The 19,952-nt window shown below is 72.9% G+C and carries 21 protein-coding genes; 18 read left to right on the forward strand and 3 right to left on the reverse strand.

Annotation, left to right across the window (positions count from 1 at the left end; genetic code table 11):
* The first annotated feature begins 5 nt into the window (after positions 1-5).
* Together ACZ3KP_RS22920 and ACZ3KP_RS22925 are read left to right on the forward strand one after the other, a co-directional pair.
* Positions 6-1,307 (forward strand): glycoside hydrolase family 27 protein, encoded by a 1,302-nt coding sequence (locus ACZ3KP_RS22920; protein ID WP_467501510.1) that lies wholly within the window; start codon positions 6-8, stop codon positions 1,305-1,307.
* A 2-nt stretch (positions 1,308-1,309) separates the two neighbouring features.
* On the forward strand, positions 1,310-2,317 hold the full coding sequence (locus ACZ3KP_RS22925) for a LacI family DNA-binding transcriptional regulator (RefSeq protein WP_467501511.1): 1,008 nt from the start codon (positions 1,310-1,312) through the stop codon (positions 2,315-2,317).
* 26 nt (positions 2,318-2,343) lie between these two features.
* Here ACZ3KP_RS22925 and ACZ3KP_RS22930 read toward each other — a convergent pair whose 3' ends face one another.
* Complete coding sequence (locus ACZ3KP_RS22930; RefSeq protein WP_467501512.1) at positions 2,344-3,036, reverse strand: class F sortase; 693 nt, start codon at positions 3,034-3,036, stop codon at positions 2,344-2,346.
* 110 nt (positions 3,037-3,146) lie between these two features.
* Positions 3,147-3,581, reverse strand: a complete 435-nt coding sequence (locus tag ACZ3KP_RS22935; RefSeq protein ID WP_358981603.1) for a hypothetical protein — start codon at positions 3,579-3,581, stop codon at positions 3,147-3,149.
* Positions 3,582-3,931: 350 nt separating this feature from the next.
* Between ACZ3KP_RS22935 and ACZ3KP_RS22940 the strand changes: the two genes are divergently transcribed.
* From ACZ3KP_RS22940 to ACZ3KP_RS23005, 14 genes are all read left to right on the forward strand, one after another.
* A complete protein-coding gene (locus ACZ3KP_RS22940; protein ID WP_467501513.1) occupies positions 3,932-4,399 on the forward strand; it encodes a hypothetical protein in 468 nt (155 codons plus the stop codon).
* A gap of 60 nt (positions 4,400-4,459) precedes the next feature.
* Positions 4,460-5,332 (forward strand): fructosamine kinase family protein, encoded by an 873-nt coding sequence (locus tag ACZ3KP_RS22945; protein ID WP_467501514.1) that lies wholly within the window; start codon positions 4,460-4,462, stop codon positions 5,330-5,332.
* A gap of 165 nt (positions 5,333-5,497) precedes the next feature.
* Positions 5,498-5,689, forward strand: a complete 192-nt coding sequence (tgmA, locus tag ACZ3KP_RS22950) for a putative ATP-grasp-modified RiPP (RefSeq protein WP_089102565.1) — start codon at positions 5,498-5,500, stop codon at positions 5,687-5,689.
* A gap of 15 nt (positions 5,690-5,704) precedes the next feature.
* A complete protein-coding gene (tgmB, locus tag ACZ3KP_RS22955; protein WP_358981606.1) occupies positions 5,705-6,688 on the forward strand; it encodes an ATP-grasp ribosomal peptide maturase in 984 nt (327 codons plus the stop codon).
* A gap of 46 nt (positions 6,689-6,734) precedes the next feature.
* Complete coding sequence (locus tag ACZ3KP_RS22960) at positions 6,735-7,622, forward strand: Gfo/Idh/MocA family protein (protein WP_467501515.1); 888 nt, start codon at positions 6,735-6,737, stop codon at positions 7,620-7,622.
* Positions 7,623-7,685: 63 nt separating this feature from the next.
* A complete protein-coding gene (locus ACZ3KP_RS22965) occupies positions 7,686-8,780 on the forward strand; it encodes a PP2C family protein-serine/threonine phosphatase (protein ID WP_358981608.1) in 1,095 nt (364 codons plus the stop codon).
* Positions 8,781-8,959: 179 nt separating this feature from the next.
* On the forward strand, positions 8,960-9,427 hold the full coding sequence (locus ACZ3KP_RS22970; RefSeq protein WP_467501516.1) for a hypothetical protein: 468 nt from the start codon (positions 8,960-8,962) through the stop codon (positions 9,425-9,427).
* A 105-nt stretch (positions 9,428-9,532) separates the two neighbouring features.
* The gene (locus ACZ3KP_RS22975) at positions 9,533-10,783 is read left to right on the forward strand and encodes a serine hydrolase domain-containing protein (RefSeq protein ID WP_467501517.1); all 1,251 of its coding nucleotides are present in this window, start codon (positions 9,533-9,535) and stop codon (positions 10,781-10,783) included.
* A gap of 220 nt (positions 10,784-11,003) precedes the next feature.
* A complete protein-coding gene (locus ACZ3KP_RS22980) occupies positions 11,004-12,629 on the forward strand; it encodes an ATP-binding protein (protein ID WP_467501518.1) in 1,626 nt (541 codons plus the stop codon).
* Complete coding sequence (locus ACZ3KP_RS22985; RefSeq protein ID WP_358981612.1) at positions 12,626-13,048, forward strand: roadblock/LC7 domain-containing protein; 423 nt, start codon at positions 12,626-12,628, stop codon at positions 13,046-13,048. Before ACZ3KP_RS22980 ends, ACZ3KP_RS22985 begins: the two co-directional genes overlap by 4 nt.
* On the forward strand, positions 13,045-13,407 hold the full coding sequence (locus ACZ3KP_RS22990; protein WP_358981613.1) for a DUF742 domain-containing protein: 363 nt from the start codon (positions 13,045-13,047) through the stop codon (positions 13,405-13,407). The genes ACZ3KP_RS22985 and ACZ3KP_RS22990 overlap by 4 nt, the downstream gene beginning before the upstream one ends.
* The gene (locus tag ACZ3KP_RS22995; RefSeq protein ID WP_467501519.1) at positions 13,379-14,002 is read left to right on the forward strand and encodes a GTP-binding protein; all 624 of its coding nucleotides are present in this window, start codon (positions 13,379-13,381) and stop codon (positions 14,000-14,002) included. The genes ACZ3KP_RS22990 and ACZ3KP_RS22995 overlap by 29 nt, the downstream gene beginning before the upstream one ends.
* Complete coding sequence (locus tag ACZ3KP_RS23000) at positions 13,999-15,225, forward strand: cytochrome P450 family protein (RefSeq protein WP_467501520.1); 1,227 nt, start codon at positions 13,999-14,001, stop codon at positions 15,223-15,225. Before ACZ3KP_RS22995 ends, ACZ3KP_RS23000 begins: the two co-directional genes overlap by 4 nt.
* Positions 15,222-16,454 (forward strand): cytochrome P450 family protein, encoded by a 1,233-nt coding sequence (locus ACZ3KP_RS23005; RefSeq protein ID WP_467501521.1) that lies wholly within the window; start codon positions 15,222-15,224, stop codon positions 16,452-16,454. The genes ACZ3KP_RS23000 and ACZ3KP_RS23005 overlap by 4 nt, the downstream gene beginning before the upstream one ends.
* A 123-nt stretch (positions 16,455-16,577) precedes the next feature.
* Here ACZ3KP_RS23005 and ACZ3KP_RS23010 read toward each other — a convergent pair whose 3' ends face one another.
* Positions 16,578-18,107, reverse strand: coding sequence for a helix-turn-helix domain-containing protein (locus ACZ3KP_RS23010; RefSeq protein WP_467501522.1), 1,530 nt, complete (start codon positions 18,105-18,107; stop codon positions 16,578-16,580).
* A 261-nt stretch (positions 18,108-18,368) separates the two neighbouring features.
* On the opposite strand from ACZ3KP_RS23010, the gene ACZ3KP_RS23015 reads away from it, so the two are divergent.
* Together ACZ3KP_RS23015 and ACZ3KP_RS23020 are read left to right on the forward strand one after the other, a co-directional pair.
* Positions 18,369-18,989, forward strand: a complete 621-nt coding sequence (locus ACZ3KP_RS23015; protein ID WP_467501523.1) for an L-threonylcarbamoyladenylate synthase — start codon at positions 18,369-18,371, stop codon at positions 18,987-18,989.
* Positions 18,990-19,104: 115 nt separating this feature from the next.
* Positions 19,105-19,860 carry a dienelactone hydrolase family protein gene (locus ACZ3KP_RS23020; RefSeq protein WP_467501524.1) on the forward strand — a complete coding sequence of 252 codons (756 nt, stop codon included), beginning with the start codon at positions 19,105-19,107 and terminating at the stop codon, positions 19,858-19,860.
* The last annotated feature ends 92 nt before the right edge of the window (positions 19,861-19,952 follow it).

The following is a 19,952-nucleotide window of genomic DNA, read 5'->3' on the forward strand; positions in this document are numbered from 1 at the left end:
CGCACATGACCCGACCCGCACGTCCGCTGCCCGACCGCCGGCTGCGGCCGCCCATGGGCTGGAACAGCTGGGACTGCTACGGCACCACCGTCACCGAGGAAGAGGTCCTCGCCAACGCCGAGTTCATGCGTGACCATCTGCTCCCGCACGGCTGGGACACCGTGGTCGTGGACATCCAGTGGTACGAGCCCACCGCCCGCGCCCACGGCTACAACCCGGACGCGCCGCTCGTGCTGGACGAGTACGGCCGCCAGCTGCCCGCGCCGAACAGGTTCCCCTCCGCGGTGGGCGGCGCCGGGTTCGGGCCGCTGGCCGCACGGGTGCACGCCATGGGGCTGCGCTTCGGACTGCACATCATGCGGGGCATCCCCCGTCGGGCGGTCGAGGCGAAACTCCCGGTGCTGGGAACCGGGTTCACCGCAGCCGACGTGGCCGACACCGACTCGGTGTGCCCCTGGAACTCCGACAACCACGGCCTGAACCACGACCACCCCGGCGCCCAGGCCTACTACGACTCCCAGGTCGCCCAGTTCGCCGAGTGGGGCGTCGACTTCGTCAAGGCCGACGACATGCTCTTCCCGTACCACGAACGGGAGATCGCCGCTTACGCACGGGCCGTCGAACGCAGCGGACGGCCCGTCGAGCTGAGCCTCTCCCCCGGCACGGACCTGTCCGTGGCCCGGCTGGACCACCTGCGGGAGCACGCCACGATGTGGCGGGTGTGCGACGACCTGTGGGACCGCTGGGAGGACGTCGAGGCGCAGTTCGCGCGCATGGCGCGCTGGGCCCCCTGGCAGCGGGAGGGCGGCTGGGCGGACGCGGACATGCTGCCGCTCGGGCACATCGGCATCCGCGCCGAGCGGGGCGCGGACCGCCTGTCCCGCCTCACCCGCCCCGAGCAGGTCAGCCTGCTCACCCTCTGGCTGGTCTCGCGCTCCCCGCTGATGATGGGCGGCGACCTGCCCACCAGCCCGCCCGAGACGATCGAGCTGCTCACCAACGACGAGGCGCTCGACGTCCTGTGGCACAGCACCGGCAACCGGGAGGTGCTCCGGGAGGGGGATCTGGTGCTCTGGACCGCCCGGGACACCGACGGGCACACCCGGTACGCGGCGGTGTTCTCGCTGGCCGACGAGGCACGCCGCTTCGAGGTGCCGCTGGGATCGGTCGGAGCCGGGCCCCGTGACCGGGTCCGCGAGCTGTGGACCCGTACCGACACCCCGCACGACGGCCGGTTCCTGGTCGCCGAGCTGCCCGCCCACGGAGCCGCCCTCTATCGTCTTGCCGAGGACGGCAGGCGGGAGTGAGCGTGGCGACGATCCAGGACGTGGCGAAGGCGGCCGGAGTCTCGGCGATGACCGTCTCCAACGTGATCAACGGCCACCCCAACGTCCGCCCGGCCACCCGGGAGCGCGTCCTGGAGGCGATGACCCGGCTCGACTACCGGGTCAACGTCGCTGCCCGCAACCTGCGCAAGGGACGCACCGGGACCATCGGTCTGGCCGTCCCCGAGATCAACCGCCCGTACTACGGCCGGCTGGCCGCCTCCCTCATCACGGCGGCCGGCCGGCATGGTCTGCGGGTGAGCATCGAACAGACCGGGGCCCGCCGGGAGAGCGAACTGGCGGCCGTGTCCCTCTCCCGCAACCGGCTCTACGACGGGCTCATCCTCAGTACGGTCGGGATGGACCGGGCCGATCTCGAGGCGCTGGAGGTCGACCATCCGGTGGTGATCCTCGGCGAGCGGATCTTCGGCGGTCCCGCCGACCACGTCGCCATGCCGAACGAGGCGGCCTCGGAAGCGGCGACACGGCACCTGCTGGAACGGGGGTGCCGGCGGATCGCCCTGGTGTGCGGACGGCTGGGCGGCGAGGTCGGCGTGTCCATCCTGCGCCACGCGGGGTACCGGCGGGCGCTGGCCGCCGCGGGGCTGCCGGCGGACCCGGACCTCGTCGTGACGGTGGAGTCGCTCACCATGCAGGAGGCGGCCCGCCGGATGCGCGAGAAGGTGACGGGCGGCCTCGACTTCGACGGGGTGTTCTGTGTGACGGACACCGTGGCCATGGGCGTGCTGCGCGCTCTCGCCGACACCGGGGTGCGGGTGCCGGAGCAGGTCAGGGTGGTCGGCTTCGACAACGTCGACGAGAGCGCGTACCTCGTCCCCTCGCTGTCGACCGTCGACCCCGACCACGACCTGATGGCCGAACGCGCGGTCGCCCTGCTGGCCGCGCGGATCGACCGTTCCGGACCCGGCCCGGACCGGGAGGAGTTCGTCAGCCCCTTCCGCCTGGTGGTGCGGGAGTCGACGGGCGGCTGAACCGCGCCTTCGTCACGCGTTCGAGGTCAGACGAGGTGGGCGAAGACGACCAGGTTCTCCGTGTAGTCCTTGACGTCGTGGTCGTAGTCGCCGGCGCAGGTGATCAGCCGGGCCTCGGGGCGGCTGGTGTCCGCGTAGACGCGGTCACTGGGGAAGTCGTCCTTCGGGAAGGTCTCGGCGTCGTCGACCACGAACTCAGCCGTCGTGCCGTCGGCCCGGTCCACCGTGAAGCGGTCGCCGCGCTCCAGTTCGTCCAGTCTGACGAAGACGGCCGCCGACACCTTGGTGTCGACATGGCCCGCGATGATCGCGGTGCCCGCCTCACCGGGCGCGGCGCCCTTGGAGTACCAACCGACGAGGTTGGTGTTGTCGGCGGGCGGCGGTTCGAGCTGACCCGAGGGGCTGATGGTGAGGGCGGTGAAGGGGGCGTCGACGGAGATCTTCGGAATGAGCAGGCGGGTGGGTACGGACCGGGGCAGCGCCTCACGGGTCCGCTGCGGATCGGCCGAGGGGGCGGCGCCGGTGCGTCTGGCCGGGACCCCGCCGCCGGCGTCGTCGGAGGCCTTGTCGTGTCCGCCGATCAGTGCCACGGCCAGCAGCACCAGGGCGACACCCCACACGGGCAGCAGCCCGCCGCGCCGGGTGTCGGCCGGGTCGCCGGCGTCAGGGGCGCCGGGGTCAGGGGCGTCGGCGTTCGGAGAGGAAGGGCCGGCTGCCATCGAGGTCACCTTTCTGGGGCACGGCAGCGGGAGGGGCGGGAGACGGGACCCGCGGTGCCGTCGGCGTGTCGAGCGCCGGCGGCGGCCGCGGCCCCGTATTCCTATGCCCATCAGGACACGGGCCCGGTGACTCTCCTGCGCCGCAGCGCGTAGGCACCCGAGGCCGCTACGCCGAGGACGGCCAGCCCGCCGGCCGTGACACCGGGCGTGGCGAGGGCGCCGCCACCGGTGTGCATGCCGCCGTGCGGACGGTCGCTCTCCTCGTCGTCACCCCACGAGGAGCCCTCGTTCTTCCCCCGGTCCCCCTTGCCCCCCGTGTCTCCCTTGTCTCCCTTGTCTCCCTTGTCTCCCTTGCCGCCCTGCTCGTCGTCGCCCTTGCCCTTGTAGGTCTCGGGGTCGAACTTGCTGTCGCTGCTGCTGTAGGAGCTGTCGTCACGGCCCCCGTCGTCGCGGTCCCCCGAACCCGCGGCCTGCGCGGTGGGAGCGGCGAACGCCAGGGCCGCGGTGGCGGCCGTCGTCGCGAGGATCATGCGGGCAGAACGCATCTCTATGTCCTTCCGCCGTGGCCGGGCGCCGATACTCCATCAGCTGAAACGACCCGGCTCCGACATGAACCACCGTCAGCCAGCTCCGTGCCGCGCACCATCCGGGCCGCCCATCCGTGGCGCCGACACGCCCAACACCGCCCGGCTGGGTCAATCCCGCGGCGGGGCACACCGCCGTTCGGGCGGACATGGGTGAGCCGTCGGCGTGGGGCCGGTGTCCGAAGGGGACGGCCAGAACGGGTGTATTACACCCTGACGAGGGATAAGCGACTGCTTTGGGGTGAGAAGCATGGGACTCTTCGCTAAGTTCCGATGAGTACCACAGGGGGGTTATCGCCGTAATGAACCGCATGCGCACATCCTTGGGAGCCCTGACCGCCGTCGGCGTCGTCACCGCCGCCCAACTCGGCCTCGCCGCGGGGGCGTCCGCGCGGACCGAGGCACCGCAGAGCACCGGCTGCCCGGTCGACATCGTCTATCCGAGCCGCTTCTACGCGAACTCGGGCAACTGGGTGACCAACGGCGGCCTCTCCTTCGCCGTCAAGAACAAGAGCGCCGCGAAGAACTTCACGAAGGTGACGTTCACCGTGACGGTCGTCAGGAACATCCGCTTCGGCACCGCCGAACCCACGGGCGGCAAGGTCACCCGTCGGACGTCGACGACGGTGTCGGTGTCCACGGCGACCCTGAAGAAGAAGACCAGCCTCGGGGTACGGGTGCGGTCCCACCTGCTGGACACCCACGCCTACGAGGTGAAGTTCGCGCTGCACGGCACAGGTTGGAACTGCGCCGTCGACCAGGGCACCTGGGGATCCTGACACCCACAGCGCCCCGACCGGGGCGCCTCAGCCTCCCGGCCGGGGGCGGCCCGTACCCTGGTGGCCGTGGTCGACGGCGACGAAGGTCCGGACGCGGCGGCCGCCCGGCTCACCGGGCGGGCGGTCTCGGCCCGGCGGGCACGGTCCGGCAGCCTGACAGAGGTGGAACTGGCGGACGGCCCGGCCGCCATGGTCAAACACGACGAACGACCCGGTGCGGTACGGGCCGAGGCGGCCGGGCTGCGCTGGCTGGCCGCGGCCCGGGCGGTCCCGGTGCCGGAGGTGCTCGGGCACGACGAGCGGTGGCTGGTGACCGAACTGGTCAGCACCGGCCCCCCGAGCGCCGAGGCGGCCACACGATTCGGCCGCGCGCTGGCCGCCCTGCACGCCTGCGGAGCCCCGGCCTTCGGGGCGGCGCCGCCGCACGGCCCGCGCGAGGCCTGGATCGGCCTCGCCCCGATGCGCAACGAACCCGGCGCCGACTGGCCGCAGTGGTACGCCGAGCACCGGCTGCTGCCCTACCTCCGCGAGGCGGTCGACCGCGGGACCCTGCGCCCCCGGGAGGCCGCGGTGGTCGAACGGGTCTGCGAGCGGCTGCCGGAACTCGCCGGGCCGGCCGAGCCGCCCGCCCGGCTGCACGGCGACCTGTGGAACGGCAACGTGCTGTGGGGCGTCGACGGCACGGTCCGGGTGATCGATCCGGCCGCGCACGGCGGTCACCGCGAGACCGATCTGGCGATGCTCCGGCTCTTCGGCTGCCCGCATCTGGACCGGATCCTGGACGCCTACCGGGAGACCGCGCCGCCGGCCGACGGCTGGACGGAGCGCATCGGCCTGCACCAGTTGTTCCCGCTGTTGGTGCATGCCGCCCTCTTCGGGCGGAGCTACGCCGAACAGGCTCTCGCGACATCCCGGAGAATCGCGGGCATTTGACCCCGCCAGACGGCCATTCGGTATGTGAAATCGGCCACTTGTGGCGACGATCAGGCGCTGTTTCCTTAACAACCTCTTAATTGGGGCTGAGATTACGCAGAGTAAGGAAACCAACCACGCGTTCGAATCGTATAAGTGCATGGAAGAACGAAACAGGGAGAGACCATGCAACCGTTCGCGCTCAACTACGCACGCCCCGCTGTGCAGTTGGACGTCACCACTCCGTACGCGTATGACTCCGGACTGCAGTTGAACGTTCTCCACGATGGCCGGATCGCAGCCACCGATCACGCAACGCTCAGAGCCCTGGGGACCACGACGTCCACGGCGGGTTCCAAGACGCACTTCGACGACTGAGCGCGGCACCCGACGATGACCGTGCTCATCCTGACCAGCGACGAGGACGTGACGGCGGACATGGTGGTCCTCCGGCTGCACGAGGCATCCGTGCCCGTCGTCCGCCTCGACCCCGCCGACCTCACCAGCGGGGTGGCCCTGTCGGGCGAGTATGTGCAGGGCGCCAGCCGCGGACACCTCTCCGTGAACGGGCGCCTGGTGAGTGTGGACGGCCTGCGCTCCATCTGGGTGCGCAGGCCGGGGGTGGCGGCTTCCCGGGCCGCCCAGCCGTCGGCCTGGCTGTCCGAGGAGTCCGCGCAGGCGCTGTACGGCATGCTGCGCGGAACCGGGGCGCGCTGGATGAACCATCCGGACGCGGCCCGCCAGGCCCGCCACAAGCCCTGGCAGCTGCGACTGGCCCAGCGCAGCGGACTCGCCGTGCCCGCCACGCTGATCACGACGTTCCCGCAGGCGGCCCGGGAGTTCGCGGCGCGGTTCCCGGACCTCGTGGTGAAGCCGGTGTCGGGAGCGCACCCGCAGGAGCCACCGCGGGCGGTGCCGACCAGCAGGGTGGCGCCGGACACCGACTTCGCGGCCGTGGCGTTCGGGCCGACGCTGCTCCAACGGCGGGTCGCCAAGCGGGCCGACATCCGGCTGACGGTGGTCGGCGAGCGGCTGCTGGCCGCCCGCAAGCCGGTGCACCCGGACGCCCACCCCGACGACGTGGACGTCCGGTTCGCCCCGTCCGTCTCGCCCTGGCAGGAAGCGGAGGTGCCCCTGCGAGTCGCCGAGGCCGTTCACACGTATATGAAGGACGCCGGGCTGGCCTACGGTGCCTTCGACTTCGCGGAGGACGCCGACGGCATCTGGTGGTTCCTGGAGTGCAACCAGTCGGGCCAGTTCGGGTTCGTCGAGATGGACACCGGGCAGCCCATCGCCGAGAGCATCGCCGGGTGGCTGGCGGACGGCGCCGGGCGGTGCCGGACCTATGCCGGCGGCGGGCGGAGCACGGCCCCCTGACGGGCCGGGCGAGGTGTGGAGCTGAGCACGGAGAAAGGAACGGAAGATGCGCATCGGACTGCTGGGGACCGGGCCCTGGGCGCGGGCGGCCTACGCCCCCGCGCTGGCGGGACACGGCTCGCTGGACTTCGCCGGGGTGTGGGGCCGCCGCCCGCAGGCCGCGGCGGAGCTGGCGCGGGAGTACGGCGTCCGGGCGTACGACGACGTGGACGCGCTGTTCGCCGACGTCGACGCGGTGGCGGTGGCGCTGCCGCCGGCCGTGCAGGCGGAGCTGGCGGTGCGGGCCGCGCGGGCCGGCCGCCATCTGCTGCTGGACAAGCCCCTCGCGATCGGGGTCGCCGAGGCGCGGGCGGTGGTGGAGGCGGCCGAGCGGGCCCGGGTCGCCTCGGTGGTCTTCTTCACCACCCGGTTCCAGCAGGAGCCGGAGCGGTGGATCGGCGAACAGGCCGCCGCGACCGGCTGGTTCACGGCTCGGGCGCAGTGGCTGGGCTCACTGTTCACCGGCGAGAGCCCGTTCGCCGACTCTCCGTGGCGCAAGGAGAAGGGAGCGCTGTGGGACGTGGGCCCGCACGCCCTGTCCGTGCTGCTGCCGGTGCTGGGCGACGTACGGCGGGTGGCGGCCGCCGTGCACGGCCCCGCGGACACCGTCCACCTCGTCCTCGACCACGCCACCGGGGCCTCCAGCACGGTGACGCTGAGCCTCACCGCGCCCCCGGCGGCGGCCGGTGCGGACGTGGAGCTGCGGGGCGAGACGGGGGTGACGCTGCTGCCGAGGAGTGCGGAAGGCGCGGTGCCCGCCCTGACCAGGGCCGCGGACGCCCTGCTCGGCGCCGCCCGCACCGGACGCGCGCACCCGTGCGACGCCGTGTTCGCCCTGCGGGTCACCGAGATCCTCGCGGAGGCGGAGACCGTGCTGAGCAGGGACGTCGACTGACGGTCCGCGTGTGCTGCCAGGCGCCGGTGGGACCGGGCAGGGGCACGGGCGTAACTTGGGGATGTGACATCGGTGCGCGGCTGGTCGCCGCGCGGCTACCGGGACGGTCGTGGCTGGCTGCAGGGAGCGCCGCCGCCGCGCTGGGTGCGGGTGCTGCCCGTCGCCCTGCTCGCGACGGTGACCATGGCGACGCTGATCAGCCCGGACGGCCACGACTTCGGTTTCCTGCTGGGAGCCATCCCGCCGCTGGCCGTCCTCTCCTACGGGCCGCTGGCGACGGCCGTGCTCAGCGTCCTGGTGGTGCTGCTGCTCAACGTGCCCGCCACCCACCTCAACCTGCCCGGCGACACCGACCTGCTCACGATCACGTTCGTGGCGGTACTGAGCGTGTTCGTGTCCTATGTGCGCAGTCACCGCGACGCCCAGCTGCTCACCGAGCGGGCGGTGGGGGAGGCGGTGCAGCGGGCCGTGCTGCCGCCGTTGCCGGAGCGGGTCGGGGCGGTGGGGTGCGCGGGGCTGTACCGGGCCGCGCAGCACGGCACGCTGGTCGGCGGGGACTTCTTCGACGTGCGCGACGGGCCGTACGGGGTGCGGGCGGTGATGGGGGACGTACGGGGGCACGGGCTGGCCGCCGTCGCCACCGTGGTGGGGCTGCTCGGCGCGTTCCGGGAGGCGGTGCTCGACCAGCCCGACCTGCAGGCGGTCGCCGCGCGGATGAACCGCCGGCTGCTGGTGGACTCGGACGGCGTGCCGAACGCCGAGCTGTTCGCCACCGCCCTGCTGCTGGAGTTCTCGGCCGAGCCCCGGTCCGTTCGGATCGTCGCCTGCGGTCACCCGGCGCCGGTGCTGCTGCGGGACGGCCGGGCCCAGGAACTCACCGTCTCGTCGGCGGCTCCGCTGGGGCTGGGCCTGGCGGGGGTGGAACCGCCGAAGGAGATCACGGTCGAGCTGGGCCGCGGCGACCGGCTGTTCATCGCCTCGGACGGGGTCTGGGAGGCCCGCGACCGGGCAGGGCGGTTCTATCCGCTCCCGGCACGGCTGGCCGGGTTCACCGGCACGGACACCGAGCTCACCGAGGCGGTGTGGGCCGATCTGACCCGGGGCTGCGAGGTCCGTGACGACGCCACCATGCTCGTCCTGACGCCCTTCATCGGCTGAGGGACGCCGCGCCCGTCGACGCCGGATCCCCGGCGACGCGCGGGCATGGCACGGGTGCTCGGTGTTCGAACAAACACCCCAAAACGCCAGGGTTCGCCACCCCTTCCGCCACGTAGAAATATCTACCAGCATGCATATGCCGGGTTGGCGGACCGATGTACCGAGTGCCGGAGCAGTGGATGACGAACACGATGTGGACGCAGGGCGTGGAATGGCTCGCGGCGGCCGCGGCGGACCCCCGGACGTGCAAGTGGGAGTGGGACCACGGGGAGGGCGTCTCGCTGCTGGAGGCGGGCCGCTTCTGGGACGTGCTCAGCGTGCCGGACCAGCTCGGCCTGCTCGCACTGGACCTGCTGTGGCAACCGTCGCTGCCGGTGCCGGGGCCGACCCTGGTGGACAGCGCGGCGCACCGGGTCGGCTTCTTCCTGCCGCCCGATCCGTCCGGTGGATGGATCGGCGCCGGTCTGCGGTACGCGACCAAGGGGTCGTGGGTGGCCGCCCCGCCGCCGTACCGGGCCGGACGCAGCCTGGAGTGGCTGGTGCCGCCCGACGGGGCCGGCACGCTGCACTCGCCGGGCACGCTCGAACTGGCGTTGCGCGAGGCCAACGCCACGCTCGCGGTGCTGCGGCCTGCGAGCCACGAGTAACGGGCCGGCCGGCGGGCGGCCTCGGGCAGACGCTCGTATCCTGTGAACCCAGGGTTCCGACGTCCGATCCCACCGCACGGTCACCCATGTGCTGGGAGTCAGCCCATGTCCTGCTCACCCACCGGGCTGCGCGCCTGCGCCGCGATCACCGTCGTGCTGGGGACACTGACGATGCCGCTCGCCACCGCGCCCCCCGCCGCGGCTGCCCTGTCCGCCGCGCGTTCGCCCTCGCCCACGCCGTCACCCTCCGCGCGCCCTGACGTGCGGGCCATGACTCCGGCCGTGGCCCGCCGGCTCGACGCCGCCGTCCAGCAGGTCATGCGCGAGGCGCACGTGCCCGGCGTGATCGTCGGGGTCTGGGCTCCCGGGCAGCCCGACTACGTTCGCTCCTTCGGGGTCGCGAACAAGGCGACCGGGCAGCGGATGTCGCCCGGCCTCTACATGAGGATCGGCAGCGAGACCAAGATGTTCACGGTCACGGCGGTGCTGCAACTGGTCGACCAGGGCAGGGTAGGGCTGGACGACCCCATCGGAAAGTACCTCGGCGGCGTACCGAACGGCGACCGGATCACCGTGCGGGACCTGGCGGGGATGCGCAGCGGACTGTTCAACTACTCCGAGGACGACGACTTCTTCAAGGCGCTCACCTCGGATCCGCAACGCGCCTTCACCCCGCGGCAGTTGCTCGCCTACTCCTTCAGGCATCCGGTGCTGTTCCAGCCGGGGGCGAAGTTCTCCTACTCGAACACCAACCTGATCCTGCTCGGCCTGCTCGTCGAGAAGGAGAGCGGACAGCGGCTCGGCGCGTACATCGGGCAGCGCGTCCTCGCCCCCGCCGGCATGAACCGGACGGTGTTCCCGACCGGGAACGCGTTCCCCACCCCGCACGCGCAGGGCTACACCGACCAGACAGCGAACGGGCAGGTGGCGGAGACCGCCGACTGGAACCCGTCCTGGGGCTGGGCGGCCGGCGCGATGATCTCGGACCTGGCCGATCTGCACCTCTGGGCCCGTACGGCGGCCACCGGGGTCTTCCCCGACGGCAGCACCATGCTCAGCCCAGCCACCCAGAAGCAGCGGCTCACCACTCCCCCGACCGGGATCAAGGGCGCCGGGTACGGCCTCGGCATCTTCGACGTACAGGGCTGGATCGGGCACAACGGCTCACTGCCGGGCTACGAGGCGCTGACGGTGTACCTGCCGTCGGCGCGCACCACGGTGGCCGTACTGCTGAACACCGACATCGGCTACCACGGCGACATCGAGCCCAGCACCCTGTTCGGCCAGGCGATCACCCGGGTCATCTCCCCGGCCCACGTCTACGACCTGCCGGCGCCGGCCTCGGCCACCCGGTGACGACTTAAGCCACTCCGAAGGCCAACTCCTGCTCCGAGCACGGCATTTCCGACACTTGACACAGAAGCGAACAGTCGGCGGCCGGATTCGAAGTGATGTGTCGATTCACCGTGCGAGGCCGGTCAATGACGGTGTGTACTGTGCTGCGAGCGCTCCATGGGAGGGGCCCCAGGGCTCCCCCCTGCCCCCACTGCTGCCCTACCCCCTGGAATCCGACTCCATGATCCAATTACCGGAACTGGTGGCCGGTGGTCTCGCCGCCGGAACGCTTTGCGCGCTCGTCCTCGGCGGCGGTCTGTGGCACTCCCGCCGCCAGAACGCCGCGCTGCGGGCCGAGGTCGCGGAGTCGCACGCCCGGCTGGCAGGCGCCGAGGGCGCGCTCATCACCGAGATCGAGCATCTCGCCGCCCGCCGGATGCCCGCCGCCGCGGCCCAGCTGGCCCATCCGCACCTCAAGGTGCCGGGACCCGCCCGGCAGCACACGCCGGGGACGCCCACGGGGATCGCGCTGGAGTACGTGCTCACCGCGCTGCGCGAGGAGCTGACCGCGCAGCGGGTCCGGATCGACGCCGCCGCCCAGGCCGGACTGCGTGGTGCGACCCGGGAGATCCAGGCCGCCCTGTACCGCCTGCAGGACGCCCTGCGGGGCCTGCAACAGCGCTACGACGACCCCGAGTTGGCGCAGACGCTGTTCGCGCTCGACCATGAGAACGAACAGTCGCTGCGGCGGGCACAGGTGGCCGCCGTGGTGTGCGGGGGCTGGGTGGGCCTGGCCCGCGAGGAGTCCCACGTGGTGGACGCCGTGACCGGCGGCCAGGCCCGGCTCGCGGGGTACCAGCGGGTCAGGGTGCACAACCATCTGGAACCCGGCACCGCCCTGGTGTCGCACGCGGTGGAGCCGGTCGCCATCATCGTCGCCGAGCTCCTCGACAACGCGCTGCGCCACTCGGCGCCGGACACCGAGGTCCTGGTCAACCTGGAACACGTCCACCACGGAGTGTGCGTCACCGTCGACGACGCGGGCCTCGGCATGACGCAGGACGAACGGGCCCGCGTGCAGCGGCTGGTGGCGGGCAGCGACCCGGTTCTGCTGACCGACCTCGGGGACCCGCCGCGCATGGGCCTGGCCGCGGTGGGCCAGCTCACGCGCCAGTTCGACCTGCACGTCGACCTCACCTCCCCCTCCCCGTACGGCGGGGTGCGCGCGGTGCTGCGGGTGGACAGTCATCTGCTCTGCCGGATCGACCCCGTCGAACGCCCGCCGGCGGCCAGCGCGCCACGCTCGACCCGCGAACGGCCGCCCCACCGCGACCGTCCGTCCCGCGAAACCGGCGCACGCGAAACACGTGTGCCCGGGAAGTCCGTGCCGGAGGCGCCCGGACCCGAGAATCCCGGGCACGAAGCACCGGCACACGAGACGACCGGTCACGAGACGTCCGGGCACGAGACGGCCGCCCGTACGACGGCCGGGCACGAGACGGCCGCCCGTACGACGGCCGGGCACGAGACGGCCGCCCGTACGACGGCCGGGCACGAGACGGCCGTAGGCGAGTCGGCTGGGCGTGGAGCGCCCGGGGCCGGGCCCGAACACGGTCGCGCCGCCGCTCCCGCTCCCGCCCCCGGCCACCAGGACCCGGGGGACCTGGGCGGGCTGCCGCGGCGGCGCCGTCGTACCCCTGCCGCCGCGCCCGGCGCACCCGCGTCGCAGCCGGCCGCGCACCGCCCCGAGGAGGCCGCCGCCGCGCTCGCGGCCCTCCAGTACGGCACCGCGGCGGCACGCGGACCCAAGCGGGCCACCCCGCCCGATTCCCACCCGACCGACGACGAAGGAGGAGCGGACAGATGACCAGCCGCGACACGGGCGACACGGCATGGGTGCTCGACCCCGTCCTGCAGGTACCGCACGTACTGGCCGCCGTCCTGCTCACCCGGGACGGTCTCGCGACCGGTCACACCGACGGTCTGTCCCGGGCGAGCGCCGAGCGGGTCGCCGCGATCACCAGTACCGTGCAGGGCGCCTGCCGGGCCGCGGCCGCCGCGTTCGCGGACCGGGACCGGGCCGAGGTACGCCAGGTGGTCATCGAGTCGGACCACGGCTACGTGCTGATCGTGCCGACCGACCACGGCACCTGTGTGGCCGCCTACGGCGACCCGGAGGTGCGCCTGGACCTGCTGGCGCACCGCGTGCACTCGCAGGTGGCCCGGCTGGGTGAGAAGGCGATGGCGGCCGCGCCCAGAGGCTCCGACGGCGGCGCGCCGGCATGACCGGCCGTCGCGGCGGCCGCCCCCTGGTCCCCGCGTATCTGTCCACCGGCGGGGTGGCCCGGCCCAGCCGTCCGCATCTGGAACGGCTGACGGTGCTCACCCGCGACGGTTCGCCCCTGCCCGCGGGGCTGCCCGCCGCCGAACAGGCGCTGCTGGAACTGCTGTCCGGCGGTGCGCTGACGGTGGTGGAGGCGGCGGCGCTGCTGCGGCTGCCGTTCTCCGCCGTCCGGGTGCTGGCCGCCGACCTCGTCGACCGCGACCTGGTGCGGGCCCGCGCGCCGATCCCGCCCGCCGAACGGTTCGACCCCGACCTGCTGAAGAGAGTGGCCGATGGCCTGCGCGACCTCAAGCACCGGTGAGCTGCCCCGCACGGGCGGCCCGCATCTCCCCGACTCCGCCCGCGATCTGGTGAAGATCCTGGTCACCGGGCCGTTCGGGGTGGGCAAGACGACCCTCATCGACTCGGTGTCGGAGATCCGCCCGCTGCACACCGAGGAGCACCTCACCGAGGCCTCGGCGTACGTCGACGACCTCGACGGGGTGCGGGAGAAGGAGACCACCACCGTCGCCATCGACTTCGGACGGATCAGCCTGCCCGGCGGGGTCGTGCTGTACCTGTTCGGGACTCCGGGGCAGGACCGGTTCCGGACGCTGTGGCAGGACGTCTCCTACGGGGCGCTGGGCGCGCTTGTCCTGGTGGACGGCCGCCGGATCGACGCCTCGTTCGGCGTGCTGGGCCTGATCGAGGAGGCGGGGCTGCCCTACGCGGTCGCCTTCAACACGTTCCCCGACGCCCCGGACCACCACACGGGCGAGCAACTGCGCGCCGCGCTGGACCTGGAGCCCGGCACCCCGCTGGTGACCTGCGACGCCCGGGACGCGCACTCCTCGGTCGACGCGCTGCTCGCCCTCGTACAGCATCTGATCGACGACCGGCCGGCGGAGGTCCGATGACCGCGCAGCAGTCCTTCACCGTGTCCGCCCCGGTGTGCCTGTGGGAGGACGGCTTCGCACGCAACCCGCACGGCTACTACGCCGCCCTGCGCGCCCAGGGCCCGGTCGGCTGGGGGGAACTCGCGCCGGGTACCCCGGCGTACGTCGTCACGGAGCGGCGCGCCGCCCTGGACGTGCTGCGGGACGTCGAGACCTTCTCGCACGACCCGCGGGCCTGGGAGGGGACCGTCCCCGAGGAATCCCCGCTGCTCGGCATGATGCGCTGGCGGCCCAACGCGCTGTTCTCGGACGCCGACGCGCACATCCGCTACCGGACCACCCTCATCGACGTGTTCGACCTGATCGAACCGCACGACCTGCGGTCGCTGGTGCACCGCGCGGTACGGCTGCTGGTGGACCGGTTCGCGCCCCGCGGCGAGGCGGACCTCGTCGCCGACTTCACCCGCCCGCTGATGGCGCTGGTGTTCAACAACCTGTTCGGACTGCCGGACAGCCAGGGCGACCGGCTCAACGAGGGCGTCCTGAAGATGATGGAGGGCGGTGCGCGGGCGGCCGAGGGCGAGGCGGACTACGCCGAGTACGTGCTGCGGCTGGTCGCCGCCAAGGTCGCGGAGCGCGGCGAGGACCTGCCGAGCATGCTCCTCGACCATCCCGCCGGACTGACCCCGGAGGAGGTCTCCTGGCAGGTGTTCCTGACCCTGGGCGCCGGGTACGAGCCGACCACGAACCTGGTCTCCAACGCGCTCTCCCGGATCCTCGGCAACCCGCTCTACTACTCCACGCTGACCAGCGGCGCCCGCCCGGTCATGGACGCGGTGGTCGAGGTGCTGCACCACGAGACCCCGCTGGCCAACTACGGCATCTACTACGCCCGTCGGGCGGTCTCCTTCCACGGGGCCTGGATCAGGCCGGCGGTCCCGGTGGTGGTCTCCTTCGGTGCCGTGGGGCTGTTCGCCGAGCGGGAGACCACCGGCGGGCCGCGGGCCGGGGACGCCTCGCACCTGTCGTGGGGCGCGGGCCCACACGCCTGCCCGGTCCGGCACCACGCGCTGCTCATCGCGACCGAGGCGATCGAGCGGCTGATGCTGTGGCTGCCCGACCTCGAACCCGTCCTGCCCCGCGAACGGCTCAGCTGGCGGCCCGGCCCGTTCCACCGCTCGCTGACGTCCCTGCCCGTCCGGTTCAGCCCCCGCTCCCCCGACCAGCCTGGAGAGACGCCGTGACCGTCACCGACCGCATCGCCCTCGACCCGTTCGGCTCCGACATCCCGGCGGAGAGCGCGCGGTTACGTGCCCTCGGCCGCGTCGTGCCGGTCGAACTGCCCGGCGGCATACCCGCCTGGGCTCCCACCGGCTACGACGTGCTCAAGGAGCTCGTCCTCGACCCTCGGGTCAGCAAAGACCCCCGCAAGCACTGGCGCCTGTGGCCCGAGATCTCCGAACACCCCTCCTGGGGCTGGATCCTGGGCTGGGTCGGTGTGATCAACATGCTGTCCGCCTACGGCCCGGACCACACGCGGCTGCGCAAGCTGGTGGCACCGAGCTTCACGCACCGCCGCACCGAGGCGATGCTGCCACGGGTCACGGCGATCACCGAAGAGCTGCTGGACGCCATGGCAAAGGCCGGTGCCGACGGCTCGGTGGTGGACCTGCGCGCCGCTCTGGCCCATCCGCTGCCCATGCGGATGATCTGCGAACTCTTCGGCGTCCCGGACGAGATGCGGGACGACACCGCCGAGCTGATCGCGGCCATCATGGACACCTCCGACCCGAGCCCGGAGCACGCCGCCTCCGTGCAGGAGAGGATCGGTACGGTCCTCGGGGGATTGATCGCGTACAAGGTGGAGCACCCGGGCGACGACATGACCACGGAGCTGATCCGGGTCCGCGACGAGGACGGCGACCGGCTCGGCGACGAAGAGCTGCTCCACACCCTGCTGCTGGTGATCGGCGCCGGGTTCGAGACCACGGTCAACCTGATCGGGAACGCGGTCGTGGCGCTGCTGACACGGCCCGTGCAACTGGCCGCGGTACGCTCCGGGACGATCGGCTGGGACGCGGTGATCGACGAGACGCTGCGGGTGCATCCCTCGATCGCCTCGTTGCCGCTGCGGTTCGCGGTCAGCGACCTGAAGGTCGGCGACGTCACCATCGAGGCCGGGGACGCGATCATCACGACGTACGCGGCGGCGGGTCTCGACCCGGCGCACTACGGGCCGGACGCCGCTGTGTTCGACGCCGCGCGGGGCGCCGACGACCATCTGTCCTTCGGGATCGGCGTGCACCGCTGCATCGGCGCGCCGCTGGCCAGGGCGGAGGCGCTGGCCGCGCTGCCCGCCCTGTTCGACCGTTTTCCCGGGCTGCGGCTGGCGGTGGGCGAGCAGGAACTGCGGCAGGTGCCGTCGTTCATCGCCTTCGGCTGGCAGGAGGTCCCGGTCCGGCTGGGGGTGTGAAGCCGCAGGTGGCGGGGGCGGCGACCGGACCCCCGTGCCGGTCGGGCCCCCGCGCAAGGTGAACCTACGTGCGGATCCGGCCGTTGGGTACCGCGCCGATGCCTGTTCGGGCGGACGGAGGACTCACCTGTGCACAGGTGAGTCCGGTTGGCCCTGGTTCGCCCGGAGCAGGACGGGTGCTGTGAGCTCGCCGAGGGCCAAGTGGGCGAGGACGACCTCGTAGAGGTCGGTGCCGGAGGCCAGCAGCTGGCGTTCCAGGACGGGTTCGGCGCCCCGGACGTGTTCGCGGACCGTCTGGGCGTGCACGCCCAGGGCCTGGGCGGCGCGTTCGGCGTTCCCCCCGGCGGCGATCCAGGCGCGCAAGGTGCCGCGCAGGTCCCGGCCGTCCCGGGCCAGCCGGTCCAGCAGGTCCTGGGCCCAGGCCCGCAGCGCGGGCCCCGCCAGCAGGTCGCCGAGCCGGACCGGGGCGGACTGCCGTGCCGCCCCGGCGGGTTCTTCCGTGCGGGCCGCCTCGGTGTTGAGGGCCAGATGGGTGGCGGCCCGTACGGTGAGGTCGGAGAAGTCGGCGCCGAGCAGCGTCTCGACGCGGTCCATGCGGGCGCGGACCGTGTTGCGGCTGACGCCGAGGACCTTGGCGGCGCTGACGGCGGTGAACTCCAGGCCGAGGCGGGTGGTGGCGAGCAGTTCCGCCCGGGTGTGGTGGGGCAGGTCGTCGAGGGGCCGGAGCACGGCGGAGGACCAGGCGCGCAGTGCGGTGGGGTCCATCAGCCGGGCGGGGTGGGTGCGTTCGGCGTAGACGGCGGCCTGGTCGGGGCGGAAGTGGGCGACGGCGAGGGCGCTGACCGCCTGGCCGTAGGCGGTGGCCGTCTGCGCGAGGCTCTGGCGGACGCTGCCGCCGAGGAAGGTGCCGGGGCGGCCGTGGACGAGCGTGCGCAGCGCTTCCCCGGTGGCCGGGGAGGGGCTGAGGACGATGACGTGGCCGTCCATGGCGGGGCAGCGTACGACGAGGGCCTGGCCGTGGGTCACGTCGACGCAGTCGTCGGCGAGGCCGTCACGTTCCGCCGGGTGCCCTTCTACGATGTACACGCGGGCGCTGTCGGTGTCGAGGAGGCCGGGCCACAGGCCGGCGGCGACGCGGCGGGCGGAGACGGTGTCCTCCACCATCAGGAGTTGCAGGATCGCCAGCCGCAGGTCGGCGGCGGCCCGCCGCAGCCTGCGGCCCGCGGTGGTCAGTTCGCGTTCGCGCAGCAGCAGTTCGACGACCCCGGCGGTGTGGGTGACCGTCTCGGCGGCGCGCCGGTCGAAGGGGGTGGCGCGGGCCACGGCGAGCAGTCCGGCCGCCGCCGGGCGCGGGTCCGGGGCGCGGACGGCGACCAGGCGCAGGTGGCGGTCGCCGTCCTGGACGGCGGCGGCCGAGATCCGGCCGGTGGTCACGTCGGCCACCAGACCGGCGTCGAGGGGGATCCGGGTGCCGGCCAGCAGGGTGCCGTCGGCGGCCCGGAGGCAGACACTCGCCTGGACGGCGTGGGCCAGCCAGGTGACGACCCGGCGGGGGTCCCGGGCGCCGGGGCGCAGGTGGTCGAGGAGTTGCGCGGCCCAGCGGTCGCCGTCGGGTGTCGGGTCGTGGGGGCCCCGGTCCGCTCGGCCTGCCATGTCGCCCTGCTCCTCGTCCCTCGCGTCGGCCTCGGTCCCTGGACGTTACCCGATGGATCCGGGCCGGTCCCGGCCACCGGCCGCCGGACACGACTTCGCCGGCGGCCCTCGGGGGAAAGGGCCGCCGGCGAAGGACGCCTCACCCGGGACCGGGGGGGAGGGCCCCGGGCGGCTGAATGGTCGGGTGCCCCGGATTCCGGCGGCCATGCGCGCCGATCCGGAAATTCGGCCGGTTCGCGTCGCTCGGCATAAGCTCGGCGGATGGCGAAGTACTTCGACGTGCACCCCGACAACCCGCAACCGCGGAGCATCTCCCAGATCGCCGACGCGGTGCGGTCGGGCTCGCTCATCGCATACCCGACCGACTCCTGCTACGCACTGGGCTGCCAGCTCGGCAGCCGGGACGGCATCGACCGGATCCGCACCATCAGGCGTCTGGACGACCGGCACCACTTCACACTGATGTGCCGCGACTTCGCCCAGCTCGGCCAGTTCGTGCGGGTGGACAACGACGTGTTCCGGGCCGTGAAGGCGTCCACCCCCGGCAGCTACACCTTCATCCTCCCGGCGACCCGTGAGGTCCCGCGCAAGCTGCTGCACCCGAAGAAGAAGACCGTCGGCGTCCGCATCCCCGACCACGTGGTCACCCAGGCCCTGCTGGCGGAGCTGGGCGAGCCGCTGCTGTCCAGCACCCTGCTGCTGCCGGACGAGGAGGAGCCGCTGACCCAGGGCTGGGAGATCAAGGACCGGCTCGACCACTCGGTGGACGCGGTGGTCGACTCCGGGGAGTGCGGCACCGAGCCGACCACGGTCATCGACTTCTCGGGCGGGGAGGCGGAGATCGTACGCCGCGGCGCGGGCGACACCTCGCGCTTCGAGTGACCGGTTCCGGCTCCCCCGGGCCGGTTCGCCCGGCCGCGCGTGCCACGATGATCAGGACATGCCGCGCCGGGTGTCCCGCACCCCGACGCCGACTCCACAGAGAGGCACTTGCGCCATGACCGCCGTACAGGGAACCGACGTGGACATCACCACCGCGGACGGGGTCGCCGACGCCTACCTGGCCCACCCGGCCGACGGACTCCCGCACCCCGGTGTGCTCTTCTACCAGGACGCCTACGGGATCCGCCCGCACCTGAAGGCGATGGCGGACCGGCTCGCCGGCGAGGGCTACACCGTCCTGGTCCCGAACGTCTTCTACCGTCACGGCCGGACCCCGGTGTTCGACCTGCCCGAGTTCATCGACCCCTCCGCGGACCCCACGATCTGGCAGCGGATCATGCCGGTCATGATGTCGCTGACGCCGGAGCTCACCGACCGGGACTCGGCCGCCTACCTGGACTGGCTGGCGCAGAGCCCGCTGGTGGCCGACGGGCCGGTGGCGATCACGGGTTACTGCATGGGCGCCCGGCTCGCCATGCGGACCGCCGCCGCGTTCCCGGACCGGGTCGCGGCCGCGGGCGGCTTCCACGGCGGCCGGATGGTCACCGACGACGCGGACAGCCCGCACCTGCTGGCCGACCGGGTCACCGCCGAGCTGTACTTCGGTTTCGCGGACCAGGACCACTCGATGACCGAGGAGCAGATCCGCACCTTCCAGGAGGCGCTCGACGCCGCCGGGGTCCGCAACACCTGCGAGATCTACCGGGGCGCCGACCACGGCTACACGCAGGCCGACACCCCGGCCTACTCCGCCGAGGCGTCCGAGCGGCACTGGGAGGCGCTGCTCGGCCTGCTGAAGCGCACGTTCTGATCCGACCGCGGTACGTCAGCCGGTCGTCACGGCGGTGTCGTCGACGACGAAGCTGGTCTGGAGCGAGGAGTCCTCGACACCGCTGAACTTCA

Source organism: Streptomyces sp. NPDC020958 (assembly GCF_055562175.1).

Excerpts from the sequence above, each read along its gene's own strand:
- ACZ3KP_RS23020 (WP_467501524.1), top strand. The coding sequence starts at position 19,105 with ATGACCGCCGTACAGGGAACCGACGTGGACATCACCACCGCGGACGGG.
- tgmB (WP_358981606.1), top strand. The coding sequence starts at position 5,705 with ATGACCGTGCTCATCCTGACCAGCGACGAGGACGTGACGGCGGACATG.
- ACZ3KP_RS22985 (WP_358981612.1), top strand. The coding sequence starts at position 12,626 with ATGACCAGCCGCGACACGGGCGACACGGCATGGGTGCTCGACCCCGTC.
- ACZ3KP_RS22920 (WP_467501510.1), top strand. The coding sequence starts at position 6 with ATGACCCGACCCGCACGTCCGCTGCCCGACCGCCGGCTGCGGCCGCCC.
- ACZ3KP_RS23000 (WP_467501520.1), top strand. The coding sequence starts at position 13,999 with ATGACCGCGCAGCAGTCCTTCACCGTGTCCGCCCCGGTGTGCCTGTGG.
- tgmA (WP_089102565.1), top strand. The coding sequence starts at position 5,498 with ATGCAACCGTTCGCGCTCAACTACGCACGCCCCGCTGTGCAGTTGGAC.
- ACZ3KP_RS22930 (WP_467501512.1), bottom strand. The coding sequence starts at position 3,036 with ATGGCAGCCGGCCCTTCCTCTCCGAACGCCGACGCCCCTGACCCCGGC.
- ACZ3KP_RS22960 (WP_467501515.1), top strand. The coding sequence starts at position 6,735 with ATGCGCATCGGACTGCTGGGGACCGGGCCCTGGGCGCGGGCGGCCTAC.
- ACZ3KP_RS22980 (WP_467501518.1), top strand. The coding sequence starts at position 11,004 with ATGATCCAATTACCGGAACTGGTGGCCGGTGGTCTCGCCGCCGGAACG.
- ACZ3KP_RS22975 (WP_467501517.1), top strand. The coding sequence starts at position 9,533 with ATGTCCTGCTCACCCACCGGGCTGCGCGCCTGCGCCGCGATCACCGTC.
- ACZ3KP_RS22990 (WP_358981613.1), top strand. The coding sequence starts at position 13,045 with ATGACCGGCCGTCGCGGCGGCCGCCCCCTGGTCCCCGCGTATCTGTCC.
- ACZ3KP_RS22935 (WP_358981603.1), bottom strand. The coding sequence starts at position 3,581 with ATGCGTTCTGCCCGCATGATCCTCGCGACGACGGCCGCCACCGCGGCC.
- ACZ3KP_RS22940 (WP_467501513.1), top strand. The coding sequence starts at position 3,932 with ATGCGCACATCCTTGGGAGCCCTGACCGCCGTCGGCGTCGTCACCGCC.
- ACZ3KP_RS23015 (WP_467501523.1), top strand. The coding sequence starts at position 18,369 with ATGGCGAAGTACTTCGACGTGCACCCCGACAACCCGCAACCGCGGAGC.
- ACZ3KP_RS22970 (WP_467501516.1), top strand. The coding sequence starts at position 8,960 with ATGACGAACACGATGTGGACGCAGGGCGTGGAATGGCTCGCGGCGGCC.
- ACZ3KP_RS23010 (WP_467501522.1), bottom strand. The coding sequence starts at position 18,107 with ATGGCAGGCCGAGCGGACCGGGGCCCCCACGACCCGACACCCGACGGC.
- ACZ3KP_RS22995 (WP_467501519.1), top strand. The coding sequence starts at position 13,379 with ATGGCCTGCGCGACCTCAAGCACCGGTGAGCTGCCCCGCACGGGCGGC.